This is a genomic window from Kitasatospora sp. NPDC059722 (genome assembly GCF_042733235.1).
Taxonomy (GTDB): Bacteria; Actinomycetota; Actinomycetes; order Streptomycetales; family Streptomycetaceae; genus Kitasatospora.
The window spans coordinates 139,086-154,647 of the sequence record NZ_JBHWGD010000005.1; the positions used below are offsets into that span (position 1 = coordinate 139,086).

Here is a 15,562-nt window from a genome sequence, read left to right on the forward strand (position 1 = left end):
CGCCGCGCCGCCCCCGGCGCCCCGATTCTAACAGACACTAATCCATAACAAAAAACAGTCTTTATTCATCTCCCCCGGCCCCCCCGCTCTCCTGTGAAGCCTCGCTCGCGGCCCGCCCGCACACCGCCGTGCCCGCGCTCACCGCTCCTCCTCCCGCGCGATCCGCCCCGCGATCGTCGCCCGCACCCGCTGGCCCGCCGGGGTGAGGCGCCCGGGCGGCAGTGGTGGCGGCGCCTGCGCGGACCTGCGGCCGGGCAGAGCGGCGAGCCCGCCGGGGAGCCGTCCGATGGCGGCGGCGAGGACGCCCACCGCCACCGCCGATACACCCGCGACCGTGCCCGCGTCGAGGCCGATCAGCAGGGCGGCGGCCAGGACGGCCCCCAGCGCGCTGTCCGCCCCCGCGACCACCACCGCCGCGAACCACAGCAGCCCACGCACCGGGTCGAACGACGCCGCGTCGAAGGCCCGCCCCGCGAGCCCCATCAGCCCGCCGCCCAGCGCCGCGAGCGCCGCGCCCGCCACGAAGGCGAGCAGCTTCAGCCCGGGCACGTCCACCCCCGCCGCGACGGCGCCGGCCTCGTGGTCGCGCATCGCGGTCAGCGCCCGCCCGAGGCGCCCCCGGTGGAGGCCGCGCACGACCGCCGCCCCGAGCCCCAGCAGCAGGAGCTCGGCGACGTAGAAGGCGCGGTCCCCGGCCAGGAAGGACGGCCGGTCGAGGGTGAGCCCGGTGGTCGCGTACGGCTGCTGGAAGACGAACCGGCTCATCGCCGTCCCAACCGCGAACGTGACCAGCGCGAGCGCCAGCCCGCGCCGCCGGATCGCCGGCCAGCCGGTGAGCAGCCCGAGCGGCGCGGTCGCGAGCACGGCGAGCAGCAGCGCGGGCGCGGCCGGCAGCGGCGGGAGCCCGGGCACCCGGCCCGACATCAGCAGCGCCGTCCCGAGCGCGCCCATCCCCGCGTACCCCGCCTGGCCGAGCGAGATCTGCCCGCCGTACCCGGTGACCACGACGATCGACAGCAGCACGAGGGCGAGCGCCGGTACGAGCAGCGCGCTGCGCAGGTCGTTGCCCCGGAAGCCGAGCGGCAGCAGGAGCAGCACGAGGCACACCGCCGCCGCACCGCGCCCGCCATCCGCGGCCCCGGGCGCCGAGAACGCGGGAGAGCCGGCCCGTTCGCCGGAGATGCGCGGTCCGGCGAGCAGCGCGGTGGCGAGCAGGGCGATCACGAACAGGTTCGACTGCACCGCCTCCACCAGCGGCAGCAACTGCCCGGCCGGGCGCAGCCGGGTGAGCTCGGCCTGGGCGACGCCGAGGCCGAGCCCGGTGGCGACGGCGACCGGGATGCTGCGCAGCCGGGCCGCGACGGCGACCGCCATGGTCTCCATGACCAGCAGCGGCAGCCCGTACGGGTCGAGCAGCAGGTACGGCGCGAGGGCGATGCCGACCAGTCCGGCGGTGAACGAGCCGAACGCCCACCCGGCGGCCGAGACCCGGTCGGCGTCCACCCCGGCGAGGCCGGCGAGGCGGCGGTCGTCGACGACGGCGCGCAGGTGCAGGCCGAAGCGGGTCCAGCGGGTGGTGGCGGCGACGGTGAGCGCGAGCACGAGGATCGCGGCGAGCTGGGCGACGGTGTCGGGCCGCAACGCGTGCCCGCCGGGCAGCCGGATCGGCGCGCCGCCGAACGGCGAGGGTGCCCCGGCCAGCGGCGCGGCGCCCCACAGCAGCACGACGGCACCGATGAGCAGCACGAACACGCCGAGCCCGGCGACCATCGTGTCGGCCGGTCCGGCGCCGCGCCGTTGCAGGGGGCGGTAGACGAGGACGTCCAGCAGCACGCCGAGCGCGGGGGCGACGAGCAGCAGGCAGAACGCGACGGCGGGCCACACCGGCCAGTGCCGCACCACGACGAGGTCGCGCAGCAGGTAGGCGACGGCCATCGCCTGCGCGCCCTGGGCGATGTTGAGCACGCCGGTGGCGCGGTGGCACACCACCAGGCCGATGCCGCTGAGCGCGGCGGCGCTGCCGACGGTGAGCCCGGCGAGGGCGAGGTCGACGGTGAGGCCGAGCGAGCCGGAGGCGGCCATCGGGGCTCAGCCGGCGGGCGGGGCGGACTCGCCCGGACGGGTGGTGGTGGCGGCGGGGCCGCCGGGTGCCCCGGGGTCCCCGTCCGGCGTGGTGGGCGGCTCGCAGACCGGACAGGCCGTCAGGCCCCGGGTCCGGACGGCCTCCGGGCCCACCCGCACGGCCGTGTCCTTCCCGGCGACGAGCGGACAGTCCGGCCGGTGGTAGTGCGTGCCGCCGGGCACGGCAAGCCATCCGCGGCTCTCGGACTCCGGGGAGAACGACGGGTCCCCGGCAGCCCCCGGCTCGTCCGGTTCACCCAGCTCGTCCGGCTCATCCGGATCGTTAGGCTCGTCCGGCTCGACCAGGAGCGCGTACAGCCGCTCCACCCGGAGATCGGTCGGGTCGCCGCGCCCGGACGGGGGCGGCGACCGCAGCGCGACCAGCACGGCGCCCGCCACGATCAGCGCCGCGCCGGGGATCGTGGACGACGCCAGGTAGGGGATCTGCTGCTCGGCGAAGCGCTCGCCGGACACCCCGTACCAGCCCAGTACGCACAGCACCGCCCCGGCCGCGACGAGCAGCCACCCGGCCCACTCGCGCGTGCCCCGCAGGGCCCGCGGCCGACGGGCGCCGCGCCGGACGGGGGACTCCCGCACGGCGTTCCGGGCGGTTCGTCCGCCGGATTGCGATTCGTCCATCGATCCGCCTTCATGGTGTCACTTGCGACGTTTCCAGGATCGGCCTGGAACGGCATCCGGGAGACCACCGGATCGAACCCACCGGATCGACCCCCCCAAGGTCGAATCCGCGAGATCGAACCCCCGCGAGGTCGAACCCGCGGGGGAACACCCGAAAGGGAACAGCAATGCCTGTGACGGAGAGCGGCAAGCCCAGGGTCCTGCGGACGGCGGCGAGCGCGCTGCTCGCGCTGCTGCTGGCCGGGTCGGTGGCCGCGTGCAGCAGTAGCAAGTCCGGTTCGTCGTCGGCGTCCTCGGTGAAGTCGGCGGCGTCGGCGGCCGTTTCCTCGGCGTCGGCGGCCATCTCGTCGGCGGTGGCCGGTGCCGGTTCCGCCGCTTCGCCCGGCGCCTCCGCGAGCGGCACCGCGCCCGCCGACCCGGCCGCCGCGAAGGCCGAGGTCACCGCCAACTGGGAGAAGTTCTTCGACCCGGCCACCCCCATCGCCGACAAGGCCAGGCTGCTCCAGAACGGTGACGTGCTGCTCCCCGTCCTCCAGGGCTTCTCCCAGGACCCGCGGGTCGGCCAGGTGCAGGCCAAGGTGTCCGACGTGACGTTCACGGACGCCACGGACGCCACCGTCACCTACGCGCTCTCCCTGCAGGGCACCGTCGTCGAGCCGAGCGCCTCCGGCCAGGCCGTCCTCGACAACGGCACCTGGAAGGTCGGCCGCGCCACGCTCTGCGGCCTCCTCACCCAGGCCGCCGGCGCCAGCGGCACCCCGATCCCCGGATGCGGCTGACGGCCGCCGCCCCCCGCCGGGTGCCCGCCGTCCTGCTGGCCCTGCTCCTGCTGCTGACGGCCTGCGGCACCCGGCTCCCGGACGGCGCGTTCACCGGCCGCCCCACCCCCGCAGGCCCGGGGTCCGGTCCGGGGCCCGGTCCCGGCCCCGCGTCCGGCGCCAACCCGGCCTCGGACACCGGTGTCACCGCCGGCGAGATCCGGATCGGCATCGTCACGTCGCTGACCAGCCCGGTCGGCAGCGACGTGTTCAGCGGCCCGCGCTACGGCGCCCAGGCCTTCTTCCAAGCCCTCAACGACCGCGGCGGCCTGCACGGGCGCACCGTCCGCCTCGTCACGTGCGACGACGCCGGCAGCGGCATCGGCAACCAGGACTGCGTCCACCGCCTGGTCGACCAGGCCCACGTCTTCGCCTTCGCGAGCGGCAGCGTCCTCGACTACGCGGGCGCGCCGTACGTCAGCGGCAAGGCCGTGCCGGACGTCGGCGGGCAGCCGATCGGCACCGCCTACGACCGCTGGCCGCACCTGTACGGCATCTACGGCAGCGCGGCCCCGCGCGACGGGCGGTCGGTGGGCTGGAACGGGACGCTCTACCAGAGCACCGAGGTGTTCCGTTTCTTCAAGGAGCGCCTGGGTGCGGCCAGCGCCGCCGTCGTCGCCTACAACCAGGCCGACTCGGCCCGCTACGCCGCCCAGCTGAAGGCCGGGCTGGAGGCGGAGGGCTACCGGGTGCTGCTCCAGACGGTGGACTTCGCGCTGCCGGACTTCCAGGCGGTCGCCGCCGCCGTCCGCGCCGACGGCTCGCAGCTCCTCTTCGACGCCATGGACACCCGCGGCAACGCGGCCCTGTGCCGCGCCCTGGACGAGGCCGGGGCGCGGGTGACGGCGAAGGTGACCAACGTGCAGAACTGGTCGGAGTCGGTGCGCACCGACTACCAGTCCTCACCCGATTGCCGCAACGCGCTCTGGGCGACCTCGTCCAGCCTGAACTACGAGGACCGGCAGTACCCGGCGGTGCGCGACTTCCGGGCGGCGATGGCCCGCTACTACCCCGACCGGGCGGCGCAGCTGTCCGCCTGGGAGCTGGAGGGCTGGGCGGGCGCCCAGTGGCTCACCGACGCGATGGACTCCTGCGGCGCGGCGCTCACCCGGGCCTGCGTGGAGGCGTTCATGAACCGCGCCGAGCCGTACGACGCGCACGGCCTGATCCTGCCCGCCTCCTTCGTCCCCGAGCCGCCGCCCGCGGGCCCCGTGCGCGCCTGCCTGAACGCCGCCCGCTGGCAGGACTCGGCCGGGGGCGGCGCGGGCGGCTGGGTCACCCAGGTGCCGTCGATGACGACGACCTGCTACGACGTGCCCCAGCTGCCGTACAAGCCCTGACCGGTCCGGTGCGTCAGTCGTCCGGGAGCCGCTCGACCACGACCATCGCCGCGTCGTCGTCCAGGTGGCCGCCGACGTGGGCCAGGAGGTCGCGGCGCAGGCGGTGCAGGAGGACGGACGGGCGGTCGGCCTGCCAGGCCGTGACGCGTTCGGTGAGCGGGTAGAAGCGCTTGCGGGCGTCCCGGGCTTCGATCACGCCGTCCGTGTAGATCAGCAGCCGGTCGCCGGGCCGGAACGGGAACACCTCGACCCGGTACTCGCCCGGCGCCAGTTCGCCGAGGCCGAGCGGCGGCGCCGGGTGGTCGGCGGCCAGCGGGGTGATGCCGTCGGCGCGCAGGAGCAGCGGGGGCGGGTGGCCGCAGTCGATCAGGCGGACCTCGGTGCCGTCGTCGGGGATGTCGAGCAGGACGGCGGTGATGAAGGACTCGCCGCTGTCGTCCGCCCCGGCGTCCTCCTCGGGCCCGTCGCCGGACCCGCCGACCAGCCGCCGGTGGCTCGCCTGGGCGCTGAGCTGGGCGAGGTCCCAGCAGACGCTGCCGTCCAGGTAGGCGGCGAGCCCGGGCAGCTCGGCGTGCAGGTGGGCGGCGGCGCGGAAGGCGCCGAGCAGGAGCGCCGCGTCGCCGAGCGAGGACAGGCCCTTGCCGCGCACGTCGCCCACCAGGAGCCGGGTGCCGGTCGGGGTGCGGGCCGCCGCGTAGAGGTCCCCGCCGACCTGCGCCTCGGCCTCGGCGGCCAGGTAGACGGAGGCGAGGTGCAGCGGCCCGATCCGGTCCGGGAGGGGGCGCAGCAGCACCCGCTGGGCGGCCTCGGACACCGAGCGGACCCGGGCCAGCTCGCGCTCGTGCCGGTCGCGCAGCACCCGCAGGGTGACGATCAGCACCGAGACGGCGAGCTGAGCGGCGAGCTGGGTCTGGATGTTCGTGGTGGTGAGGCCCGCCTCCCGGACGCCGCCGATGACGGCGAGCGCGGCGAGCGCGAGCACGGCGACGCCGAACGTGGCGCGGGCGCCGGCCAGGGAGGCGGTGAGCGCCGGGGCCACGATCAGCAGCGGGCCGAGGTGGATGTCCGGCGGCGAGAGGATGTCGACGACCGTGATGACGACGATCAGCGCGAGCGGCAGCGCCGTCAGCGCGCGGCGGTCGAGCCGCCACGGTCGGCGGCGGTCGCGGGGGCGCGGGTCACGGTCTCGCTGCCGTAGTGGCACCTCTCCTCTGTACACCGTGGGGGCGGTGCGGCGCACCCCGGGCGGCGTCCGCGGGGGCCGGTGGGTGGCGGGCGGCGGGTGCGGGGGCCGGTGGGTGTCCGGTGCGGGGGCCGGTGGGTGGCGGGGGGCGGGTGTGGGGGCCGGTGGCTGTCCGGGGAGGGTCAGCCCTCGGCGCCGTAGCGGGCGAGGTAGTCGGCGAAGCGCGAGATGTCGGCGTCTGACCAGTCGGTGAAGCGCTCGGTGAAGGCCAGCCGGCGTTGTTCGTTGGCGTCCCGCAGGAGGGTGAGCCCGGCGTCGGTGGCGCGCAGGATCTGGCCGCGCTGGTCGTCCGGGTCGGTCTCGCGGCGCAGCAGGCCGAGCCGCTCCAGGGCGGTGACCTGCCGGCTGACGGTGGACTTGTCGAGCATGAAGTACGCCGCGACGTCGGCCGCCCGGCAGCCGCCGCGCTCGGTGATCAGGTCGAGGATGCTGTAGGTGACCAGGGAGAGGTCAGGGTGCAGCTGCGAGGCCTTGTGGCGGGCGCGGCGGGCGAAGGCGGTCAGCTCGCGCTGGATGGTGTCGATCGACGTCTGGCGGCCGGGCACGGCGTCCTACCTCCTCGGGATTTGTTGCACTATACAACGGGTTTCGGCGGGATGCCCGCCGGTCCGCCGGTCGGCCCGTCCGTGGGCTCGTCCGTCGACCGGTCCGTCGGCCCGTCGGTCGACTCGCCCGCCGGTCCGCCCGGTGTCCCGTCGGCGCTCGTGCCCTCGGCCCGCCACGCGCGGGCGGCGGCGATCCGGCGGGTCGCGCTGGGGTGAGTGGCGAACAGTAGCTCAAGCACCCGGGGCGGGTCGACATCGGACACGTTGGCCAGTGCCAGTCTGCGCTGCATCGCGATGAACTGCTCGGCGTCCGAGGTCAGTTCGAGGGCGTGCCGGTCCGCCCTGGCCTCGATCCGGCGGCTCGCCGCGCACTGCGCCGGCCCCGACAGCGCGCCCAGCAGCGCCCCGATCGCCGCCAGCAGCGGCAGCGCCCGCGGATCCGCCGCGTCCGCCGCCCCGGCCGCCTCCAGGAGCGGCCGCCACGTGCCCAGCAGACCCAGCACCACCACCGCCACGGCCGCGCCCGCCGCGCCCAGCACGGTGCCGGTCAGGACGTCCCGGTGCTTCACGTGCCCCAGCTCGTGCGCGACCACCAGCTCCACCTCGCGCGGCTCGGCCGTCGACAGCAGCGTGTCGTACGCGACGATCCGGCGGGTCGCGCCCAGCCCCGACACGTACGCGTTCAGCGCGGTCGTCCGCCGGGAGGCGTCCGCCACCAGGACGTCGCGGATCCCGACGCCGTCCCGCTGCGCCAGCGCGAGCAGCGCCGTCCGCAGCGGCCCCTCCGGCATCGGGGTGAAGCGGTTGAACACCGGCTCGACCACGAGCGGGTGCAGGAACGACAGCGCGCCGACGAGCACCGCCGCCGCGCCCGCCCCCGACACCCACCAGCGCTGCGGCGACCACGCCGTCAGCGCGAACAGCCCGAGCGCGAGCGGCAGGGCCAGCACGAGCGCCAGCGCCAGGCCGCGCACCGCGTCCAGCGCCCAGCCCGCCCAGCCCTGTGTCACCAGCCCGTACCGGGCCCGGACGGTCCGCGCGCCGGCGCCGAACGGCAGCTGCGCCGCCTGGCCGAGCACGACCAGCGCCGCCGCGCCCGCCAGGACCTCGGCCGTGCGGGAGCCGCCGAACCAGCCGCCGACGGCGCTCACCAGGCCCGCCCCGGCGGGGGTGAGGCCGAGGACGAGGGTGAGCGCGAGATCGGTCAGCCGCCCGCCCAGCGCCCACGGGAGCTGGGCGCGGCGCAGGGCCCGGCCGCGGGCGCGTTCGGCGGGGGTGAAGTCGTCCGTGGTCGTGGTGTCCATGGGAGGGGTGCGGCTCCGGGGTCCTGGACGGCGGGTGTCGGGGTGCAGCGTGTCGGGGTGCAGCGTGTCGGGGTTCAGCATGGCGCACCGGGCCGGGGCGTGGCCCGTCCTCCGGCGGGTTCACCCCCCGTTGGCCGGGTGGGCCCTGGCTTCGGGCGGGTGGGTTCCGGCTCCGGTCTTGTCCGCACTGTGTCCGAACGGTGCCGAAACCGCGCGGGTGCGTGACGTAGGCTGACCGCTCTTGTGCCGATGCTCCGTGCGGCCGCTCCGTCGTGCTGCTCTGCGTTGCCGCTTCGTCTTGCTGCTGGTGTTGATCTCGGGGGGAACCACTCATGCGCCGCGCCGTCTCGTCCGCTGCCGCCTGCACCGCGCTCCTGCTCGGGCTGACGGGCGTCGCCGCGTGCGGGCCCGACGACGCGGCGTCCGGGGCCGGAGCCTCTGCGTCCGGGGCCTCCGCGTCCGCCGCCGCCCCGTCGGCCGCGGCTTCGGGGAAGGGCTCCTCCGTGCCGACCGCCTCCGCGGCAGCTCCCGCCCCCGCGACGGCCAAGCCGACGGCGCCGCGGCCCGACGGGACCATCCGGGTGGCCTTCGCCGGGGACGTCCACTTCGAGGGCCGCACCGAGGCCCGGCTCGCCGTGCAGCCGCCCGAGCCGCCGCTCGGCCCGATCTCCGCGACCCTCGCGGACGCCGACCTGTCCGTGCTCAACCTGGAGACCGCGATCACCGGCCGCGGCGCCCCGGAGCCCAAGCTCTACACCTTCCGCACCACGCCCAAGGCGCTCGACGCCCTCAAGGCCTCCGGCGTCGACGTCGTCTCCATGGCGAACAACCACGCCGTCGACTTCGGCGCCGACGGCCTCGCCGACACCCTCGCGGCCAAGGACTCCGCGCCGATCCCGGTCATCGGCGTCGGCCGCACCGCCAAGGAGGCGTACGCGCCGTACGTCTCCACGGTGCGCGGCGTGAAGGTCGCCGTCGTCGCGGCCAGCCAGATCGAGGACCTCACCAACCAGAAGTGGCGCGCCGGCGCCGCCAAGCCGGGCATCGCCTCCGCCCTCGACGTCCCCGCCGTCGTCAAGGCGGTGGAGGACGCGAAGCGCCAGGCCTCCGTCGTCCTCGTCTACCTGCACTGGGGCGAGGAGGGCAAGGCCTGCCCGACCGCCGACCAGACGTCCATCGCGAAGAAGCTCGCCGCCGCCGGCGCCACCGCCGTGGTCGGCACCCACGCCCACACGATGGTCGGCTCCGGCATGCTCGGGAACACCTACATCGGGTACGGCTTCGGCAACTTCCTCTGGTACGGCACCTCCAACTACCCGTTCTCGAACGAGACCGGCGTCACCACGCTGACCGTCACCGGCGACGGCCGGGTGACCGGCGAGGCGTTCGCCCCGGCGACGGTCGACGACCGGGGCGTTCCGGTGCCCGTCACCGGCGCCGCCGCCGAGGCCGCGCTCAAGCGGCGCGACGGCCTGCGCGGCTGCGCGGGACTCGCGCCCGCTCCCGCCGCCGCGCACTGAGCTCGCCGACGTCCCGGGTGGTCAGCGCCGCGGCCGCGGACAGCCCGGTGCCGCGCGACGCGGCCAGCCGCTCGCGGACCTCGCGCGGCGTGCGCGGGCGCCAGCCGGGCCCGTCGCAGCACGAGGAGTGGAACGTCACGCCCGCGCCCAGCAGCGCCGTGAGCGCCCGCCAGCCGGCGTCGTCCCGCTTCCCCGGCACCTCCAGGTCGTGCCCGGCGTCCGTCAACTGCCCGCCGCAGCGCGGGCACCCGTCCCGCCCCGGTGCGCCGTGGCGCTTAATCGACACCCGGCAGGACACGCAGACGTAGTGGCGCCGGGAGGTCTGAGATCGCGTGCACATGCACGCCAGGCTAGGAGAGCCGGCGCGCGGCGGCACCCGGTTTTCGGCACGTGCGGACGACGGCAGAATCGGCCCCCGGGGCGGACCGTCGGGTGGTGCCGTTCGATTGGCGCCGTCCGATTGGCGCCGTCGTGCGGCCCGGAAGGCGGACGGACGATCGAGGCGCAACTGAAGGCGCTCGTGCGCCGACCGGGGGCGGTCCTGCGCCACCTGGAGGGCGGGTACGGTCCGGGGCGGGCGGAGGTGTACCGGGACACCTCCTACGACACGCCGGGCGGCGAACTGCTCGACGGCGACCGGGAGCTACGGATCCGCGAGATCGAGGGCGCGGACGGATCCCGGCCTCTTCGCGACCCTCGTCCGGGTCCCCGGGTCCCCGGGTCCCCGGGCTCGACGGGGTGTACCTGGAGGTGGAGACGGCCGCCGAGGGCTCGGGCGAGCTGGCTCCGGCGCTGGACGTGGTGCGCGGGCTGATGGCCGAACTCGGCATCGAGGAAGGCGACTTCACGACTGGGCTCTACACGGATGCGGTGGCGGCCCGGCGGGGTTCCGATGGGCGGGCTGCTGCTCTTCGGGCTGCGGTGCTTGGGACTGTCGCGCTTCGGACCGCCGCGCTTCGGGCTGTCGGGTCTTCAGGAGGCCGGGTGTCCGGGGTGGTTCGGTCGCGGGAGCACCGTGCTTCCCGGCGTCTGGGCGTAGGCGAACAGCTGTGTTAGGTTAGCCTTACCTAAGAGGGTTGGTCGGAGGGGAAGTCCGTGCTGCAGTCCGAACTCGCCGGTACGGTCGCCCTGGTCACCGGGGCCGCCCGGGGCATCGGCGCGGCCGTCGTCCGGGCGCTGGTCGCCGAGGGGGTCGTCGTCGCGGCGGCGGACCGTGACGCCGGCGCGCTCGCCGTGCTCGCCGGGGAGTCGCCCGCCATCCGCCCGTACGTCCTGGACGTGACGGACCCGGCCGCCGTCGAGGCCGTCGTGGCGTCCGTCGAGGCCCGACTCGGGCCGCTGGGCGCCCTGGTGAACGTCGCCGGGATCCTCCGTGCCGCACCCGCCGTCGAACTCTCCGACCGGGACTGGGCGGACATCTTCGCCGTCAATTCCACCGGGGTGTTCCACGCGTGCCGCGCGGCCGGCCGGCGGATGGCCGCGCGCGGGGGCGGTGCCATCGTGACCGTCGGCTCCAACGCCGCCGGCGTGCCCCGCGCCGGGATGGCCGCCTACGCGGCCTCCAAGGCGGCGGCCACCATGTTCACCCGCTGCCTCGGGCTCGAACTCGCCCGCTCGGGCGTGCGCTGCAACATCGTCTCACCCGGCTCGACCGACACCGCGATGCAGCGCTCTCTCTGGGGCGACGACGCGGAGGCCGCCCAACAACGCGTGATCGACGGCGACTTGGCCGCCTGGCGGGTCGGCATCCCGCTCGGTCGGATCGCCGCACCCGCCGACGTCGCCGAGGCCGTGCTGTTCCTGGTCTCCGACCGGGCCCGGCACATCACCATGCACGACCTGTACGTCGACGGCGGCGCCACCCTGCGCGCCTGACGGGCGGATCGGGCCCTCGGGCCGCCGTTCCGTTGCCCGGGCCCCCAGGCCCGTTCTGGTCCTTTCCGGTCCTTTCCGATCCTTCCCGGCCGACGCCTCCCCAGGCCCCCGTCGGCCGTCAACTCCCGGGCAGCTCCCGGACGTCCACCCCACGCAGACTGGAGACTCCAGGTGACCACGGTCCACCACGCCCCCGTCGGGGACCCGCCGTATCCCCCCGCGGCCACCACCGCCCCGGACCACACCGTCATCGGCGCGGCCAGCGGCCTGCTCGGCCAGTACCGGGCCGCCCCCGACGAGGCCTTCTTTGCCTCGCCGACCCGCACCCTGCTCACCTCCGGCGTCCTTGCCCGGGTGCCGCAGGACGGGCGCCCGCTGCCCGCCCGCGTGGCCGCCACGCTCGCCGACGCCCGCCGGGCTGGAGTCGAACGACCGTTCGTGGTGGGCGCGGTGGCGTTCGACCACGACGCGCGGGCCGAACTCACCGTGCCCGTCCGGGTCCGCGCCACCGGCGCACTGCGCGACGACCCGCTGATAGCCCTCCCCGCACCGCCGGCCGAACAGGTGGACTGGCAGGTGCGCCCGGTACCCGAGCCAGCCGGGTACGGCGCCGGCGTCGCGGCGGCCGTCGAACGGCTGCGCGCAGGGGAGTTGAGCAAGGTCGTCCTGGCCCGCACGCTCGAACTGACCTCCGGCGCCCCGCTCGACCTGCCCGCCGTCCTCCAGCGCCTCGCCCGCCGCGACCCGGGCGGGTACACCTTCGCCGTCCCCGCCGGCGGCGGCCGTACGCTGATCGGCGCCAGCCCCGAACTCCTGCTCTCCCGCCGGGGAACGGCCGTCCTCGCCAACCCGCTGGCCGGCTCGGTGCCGCGCAGCGCCGACCTCGGCGAGGACGTCCGCCGGGCGGCCGCCCTCCTGGAATCGCCCAAGGACCTGCACGAACACGCCGTCGTGGTCGACGCCATCCGCACCGCGCTGGCACCGTACTGCCGCACCCTCGACATCCCGGCGCGGCCGACCCTCGTGCGCACGGCCGCCATGTGGCACCTCGCGACGACGATCACCGGCGAACTGGCCGACCCGGCCGCCTCCGCGCTGGAACTGGCCGCCGCGCTGCACCCCACCCCGGCGGTGTGCGGCACCCCGACCCCCGTCGCCCGCAGAGTCATCGGCGAGACTGAACCGTTCGACCGCGGCCTGTACGCCGGCATGGTCGGCTGGGGGGACGTGGACGGCGACGGCGAGTGGGTGGTCACCATCCGCTGCGCCGAGGCGCACGAGCGCACCCTGCGCGTCTTTGCGGGCGCGGGCGTCGTCGCGCAGTCCCGGCCGGAGGCCGAACTCGCCGAGACCGAGGCCAAGTTCCGCACTTTCCTGGACGCGGCGGGGGTGCCGCGATGAGTCGGCTGGACGAGGCGACGGGGTCGGAAGAGGCGACGGGGCTGGACGAGGCGACGGGGTCGGAAGAGGCGACGGCTCCGAGCGAGGTGACGCCCATGGACGAGGTGCTGGCCGGATTCACCCCGTATCCGGCCGAGTTCACTGAGCGCTACCGGGCCGCCGGGCACTGGCGCGGCGAGACCTTCGGCCGGATGCTGCGCGAACGCGCCGCCGCGCACGGCGAGCGCGTCGCGATCGTCGATCCGGCGGGGGAGGGGCGGCGCTGGACGTACGCCGAACTCGACCGCCGGGCCGACCGGATGGCCGCCGGACTGCTGGCCCGGGGGATCCGGCGCGGGGATCGCGTCGTGGTCCAACTGCCCAATGTCGCCGAGTTCTTCGAGGTGGTCTTCGGGCTGTTCCGGATCGGCGCGCTGCCGGTCTTCGCGCTGCCCGCCCACCGGTACACCGAGATCGGGCACTTCTGCTCCTTCACGGGCGCGGTCGCGTACGTGATCCCGGACGTCGACGGGGGCTTCGACTACCGCGAACTGGCGGACCGGGTACAGGCGGAGAGTCCCAGGCTGCGGCTGGTGCTGGTGGCGGGGGAGGACCCCGGGGGGCACGTGCGGCTGGCCGACGTGCCCTGCGATGTGCTGCCCTGCGACATGCCCCTCGGAGGGGAGTTCGGCGAGCCGCAGCCCGGGGAGGTCGCGTTCCTCCAGCTCTCCGGCGGCAGCACCGGCGTACCGAAACTGATCCCGCGCACCCACGACGACTACATCTACTCCCTGCGCGGCTCCGTCGAGCTGTGCGCGCTGGACCAGGACAGCGTCTACCTGTGTGCCCTGCCCGTCGCGCACAACTTCCCGCTCAGCTCGCCCGGTTCGCTCGGCACGCTGTACGCGGGCGGCCGGGTGGTGCTCTGCCCGCGGCCGGGCCCCGAAACGGCGTTCCCGCTGATCGGGCGCGAGGGCGTGACGATCACCGGCCTGGTACCGCCGCTCGCCCTGCTGTGGCTGGACGCCGCCGAGCGCGGCGCGTGCGGCTTCGAGAGTCTGGAGGTCCTGCTGGTCGGCGGCGCCAAGTTCAGCGAGGAGGCCGCCCGCCGGGTCGGCCCGCTCCTCGGCTGCACGCTCCAGCAGGTGTTCGGCATGGCCGAGGGGCTCGTCAACTACACCCGCCTGGACGACCCCGACGACGTCATCGCCACGACCCAGGGCCGCCCGATCTCCCCGGACGACGAGGTCCGGGTCGTCGACGACCACGACCGGGACGTGCCGGACGGGACCACCGGCCACCTGCTCACCCGCGGCCCGTACACGATCCGCGGCTACTGGAACGCGCCCGGACACAACGCCGACTCCTTCACGGCGGACGGCTTCTACCGCACCGGGGACCTCGTCCGGCGCACTTCCACCGGCCATCTCGTGGTCGAGGGCCGCGCCAAGGACCAGATCAACCGAGGCGGCGAGAAGGTGGCCGCCGAGGAGATCGAGAACCACCTGCTCGCCCACCCGGCCGTGCACGACGCGGCCGTGGTGTCGATGCCCGACCCCTACCTCGGCGAACGCACCTGCGCGTACGTCGTCTTGCGGCGAGCCGAAAGCGAACACCAGCCGAAGGCCGTCGAGTTGAAGCGATTCGTGCGCGGGCGCGGGCTCGCCGACTACAAGGTGCCGGACCGGGTCGAGTTCGTCGACGCCTTCCCCGCCACCGGCATCGGCAAGGTGAGCAAGAAGGACCTGCGAGCCGCCATCGCCGCCTCCCTCCGTACGGCCCCTGGCTCGAACGCCGGCCCGAACGCCGCCCTGAATATTGGCCCGAACGTCGGGCCGAACGTCGGCCCGAACCGAAAGTAGTGACGCCGTGGGCCTGCCCCGCATCCCCTCGTACCCCATGCCCGGCGCCGCCGAGCTGCCCCCAAACCGGGTGGCCTGGACGGTCGACCCGTCGCGCGCCGTCCTCCTGGTGCACGACCTGCAGAACCACTACCTCTCCGCCTTCGACCCGTCCGCCGCCCCGGTGCCCGAACTCTTCGGCAACGTCCGGCGGTTGGCCGAGGCGGCCCGCGCCCGGGGAATCCCGGTCGTGTACTCGGCCCAGCCCGGCGGGCAGAGTGCGATCGAACGCGGTCTCCAGCAGGACTTCTGGGGCCCCGGGATCCCGGACGACCCGCACGCGGTGGCGATCGCCGACGCCGTGGCACCGGCCCCCGGGGACACCGTCCTGACCAAGTGGAAGTACAGCGCCTTCGTCCGCACCGAGCTGGCGGGCCTGCTGCGCGAACAGGGCCGGGACCAGTTGGTGATCACCGGCGTCTACGCCCACATCGGCGTCCAGGCCACGGCCTGCGACGCGTGGATGCGCGACCTGCCGGCCTTCGTGGTGGCCGACGCCGTCGCCGACTTCGGGCCGGACGAGCACCGCGCCGCGCTCGCCTGGGTGGCCGGCCGCTGCGGGCAGGTCACCACCACCGACGCCGTCCTGAGCATGCTGGAAGGGAAGTGAGCGCCATGGCCTTCACCGTGGAGCGGATCCGGGCCGAGGTCGCCGACCTGCTCGGCGAGGACCCGGCGGACATCCCGCTGGACGAGGACCTGGCGGACTGGGGGCTGGACTCGGTGCGGCTGATGTCGCTCGCCGAGCGCTGGCGGGCCGAGGGCGCGGACGTCGCGTTCGTGCGGCTGGCCGAGCGCCCGGAGGTCGGGGCCTGGGCCGCGCTGCTGGGCGCGGCGGCGTGACGGCCGTGGCTGCGCTGACCGTGGTTGCGCTGA

The 15,562-nt window shown here is 75.4% G+C and carries 14 protein-coding genes; 8 read left to right on the top strand and 6 right to left on the bottom strand.

What is annotated here, in order from left to right:
* Nucleotides 1–138: 138 nt before the first annotated feature.
* A complete protein-coding gene (locus ACFV4F_RS05010; protein ID WP_380500471.1) occupies nucleotides 139–2,082 on the bottom strand; it encodes an ABC transporter permease in 1,944 nt (647 codons plus the stop codon).
* A 6-nt stretch (nucleotides 2,083–2,088) separates the two neighbouring features.
* Nucleotides 2,089–2,760, bottom strand: a complete 672-nt coding sequence (locus ACFV4F_RS05015; RefSeq protein WP_380500472.1) for a hypothetical protein — start codon at nucleotides 2,758–2,760, stop codon at nucleotides 2,089–2,091.
* Nucleotides 2,761–2,927: 167 nt separating this feature from the next.
* On the opposite strand from ACFV4F_RS05015, the gene ACFV4F_RS05020 reads away from it, so the two are divergent.
* Together ACFV4F_RS05020 and ACFV4F_RS05025 are read left to right on the top strand one after the other, a co-directional pair.
* The gene (locus tag ACFV4F_RS05020) at nucleotides 2,928–3,539 is read left to right on the top strand and encodes a hypothetical protein (protein ID WP_380500473.1); all 612 of its coding nucleotides are present in this window, start codon (nucleotides 2,928–2,930) and stop codon (nucleotides 3,537–3,539) included.
* Nucleotides 3,530–4,918 (top strand): ABC transporter substrate-binding protein, encoded by a 1,389-nt coding sequence (locus ACFV4F_RS05025; protein WP_380500474.1) that lies wholly within the window; start codon nucleotides 3,530–3,532, stop codon nucleotides 4,916–4,918. Before ACFV4F_RS05020 ends, ACFV4F_RS05025 begins: the two co-directional genes overlap by 10 nt.
* Before the next feature lie 13 nt (nucleotides 4,919–4,931).
* Here ACFV4F_RS05025 and ACFV4F_RS05030 read toward each other — a convergent pair whose 3' ends face one another.
* The 3 genes from ACFV4F_RS05030 to ACFV4F_RS05040 form a co-directional block, all read right to left on the bottom strand.
* Nucleotides 4,932–6,122: a PP2C family protein-serine/threonine phosphatase gene (locus tag ACFV4F_RS05030; protein WP_380436122.1), complete on the bottom strand. Its 1,191-nt coding sequence runs from the start codon at nucleotides 6,120–6,122 to the stop codon at nucleotides 4,932–4,934.
* A gap of 161 nt (nucleotides 6,123–6,283) precedes the next feature.
* On the bottom strand, nucleotides 6,284–6,706 hold the full coding sequence (locus ACFV4F_RS05035) for a MarR family winged helix-turn-helix transcriptional regulator (RefSeq protein WP_380500475.1): 423 nt from the start codon (nucleotides 6,704–6,706) through the stop codon (nucleotides 6,284–6,286).
* A gap of 29 nt (nucleotides 6,707–6,735) precedes the next feature.
* Nucleotides 6,736–8,010: a M48 family metalloprotease gene (locus tag ACFV4F_RS05040; RefSeq protein WP_380500476.1), complete on the bottom strand. Its 1,275-nt coding sequence runs from the start codon at nucleotides 8,008–8,010 to the stop codon at nucleotides 6,736–6,738.
* 332 nt (nucleotides 8,011–8,342) lie between these two features.
* On the opposite strand from ACFV4F_RS05040, the gene ACFV4F_RS05045 reads away from it, so the two are divergent.
* Nucleotides 8,343–9,530: a CapA family protein gene (locus ACFV4F_RS05045; RefSeq protein WP_380500477.1), complete on the top strand. Its 1,188-nt coding sequence runs from the start codon at nucleotides 8,343–8,345 to the stop codon at nucleotides 9,528–9,530.
* On the opposite strand, the gene ACFV4F_RS05050 is transcribed toward ACFV4F_RS05045, so the two are convergent.
* Nucleotides 9,466–9,870, bottom strand: a complete 405-nt coding sequence (locus ACFV4F_RS05050; RefSeq protein ID WP_380500478.1) for a hypothetical protein — start codon at nucleotides 9,868–9,870, stop codon at nucleotides 9,466–9,468. The genes ACFV4F_RS05045 and ACFV4F_RS05050 overlap by 65 nt on opposite strands.
* Before the next feature lie 755 nt (nucleotides 9,871–10,625).
* On the opposite strand from ACFV4F_RS05050, the gene ACFV4F_RS05055 reads away from it, so the two are divergent.
* From ACFV4F_RS05055 to ACFV4F_RS05075, 5 genes are all read left to right on the top strand, one after another.
* Entirely contained in the window at nucleotides 10,626–11,405 is a 780-nt protein-coding gene (locus ACFV4F_RS05055) for a 2,3-dihydro-2,3-dihydroxybenzoate dehydrogenase (protein ID WP_380500479.1), read from the top strand.
* Nucleotides 11,406–11,576: 171 nt separating this feature from the next.
* Nucleotides 11,577–12,806 (top strand): isochorismate synthase DhbC, encoded by a 1,230-nt coding sequence (dhbC, locus tag ACFV4F_RS05060; protein WP_380436135.1) that lies wholly within the window; start codon nucleotides 11,577–11,579, stop codon nucleotides 12,804–12,806.
* 95 nt (nucleotides 12,807–12,901) lie between these two features.
* Nucleotides 12,902–14,647, top strand: a complete 1,746-nt coding sequence (locus ACFV4F_RS05065) for a (2,3-dihydroxybenzoyl)adenylate synthase (protein ID WP_380500503.1) — start codon at nucleotides 12,902–12,904, stop codon at nucleotides 14,645–14,647.
* Nucleotides 14,648–14,654: 7 nt separating this feature from the next.
* Complete coding sequence (locus ACFV4F_RS05070; RefSeq protein ID WP_380500480.1) at nucleotides 14,655–15,296, top strand: isochorismatase family protein; 642 nt, start codon at nucleotides 14,655–14,657, stop codon at nucleotides 15,294–15,296.
* 5 nt (nucleotides 15,297–15,301) lie between these two features.
* Entirely contained in the window at nucleotides 15,302–15,529 is a 228-nt protein-coding gene (locus tag ACFV4F_RS05075) for a phosphopantetheine-binding protein (RefSeq protein ID WP_380436139.1), read from the top strand.
* Nucleotides 15,530–15,562 lie beyond the last annotated feature (33 nt).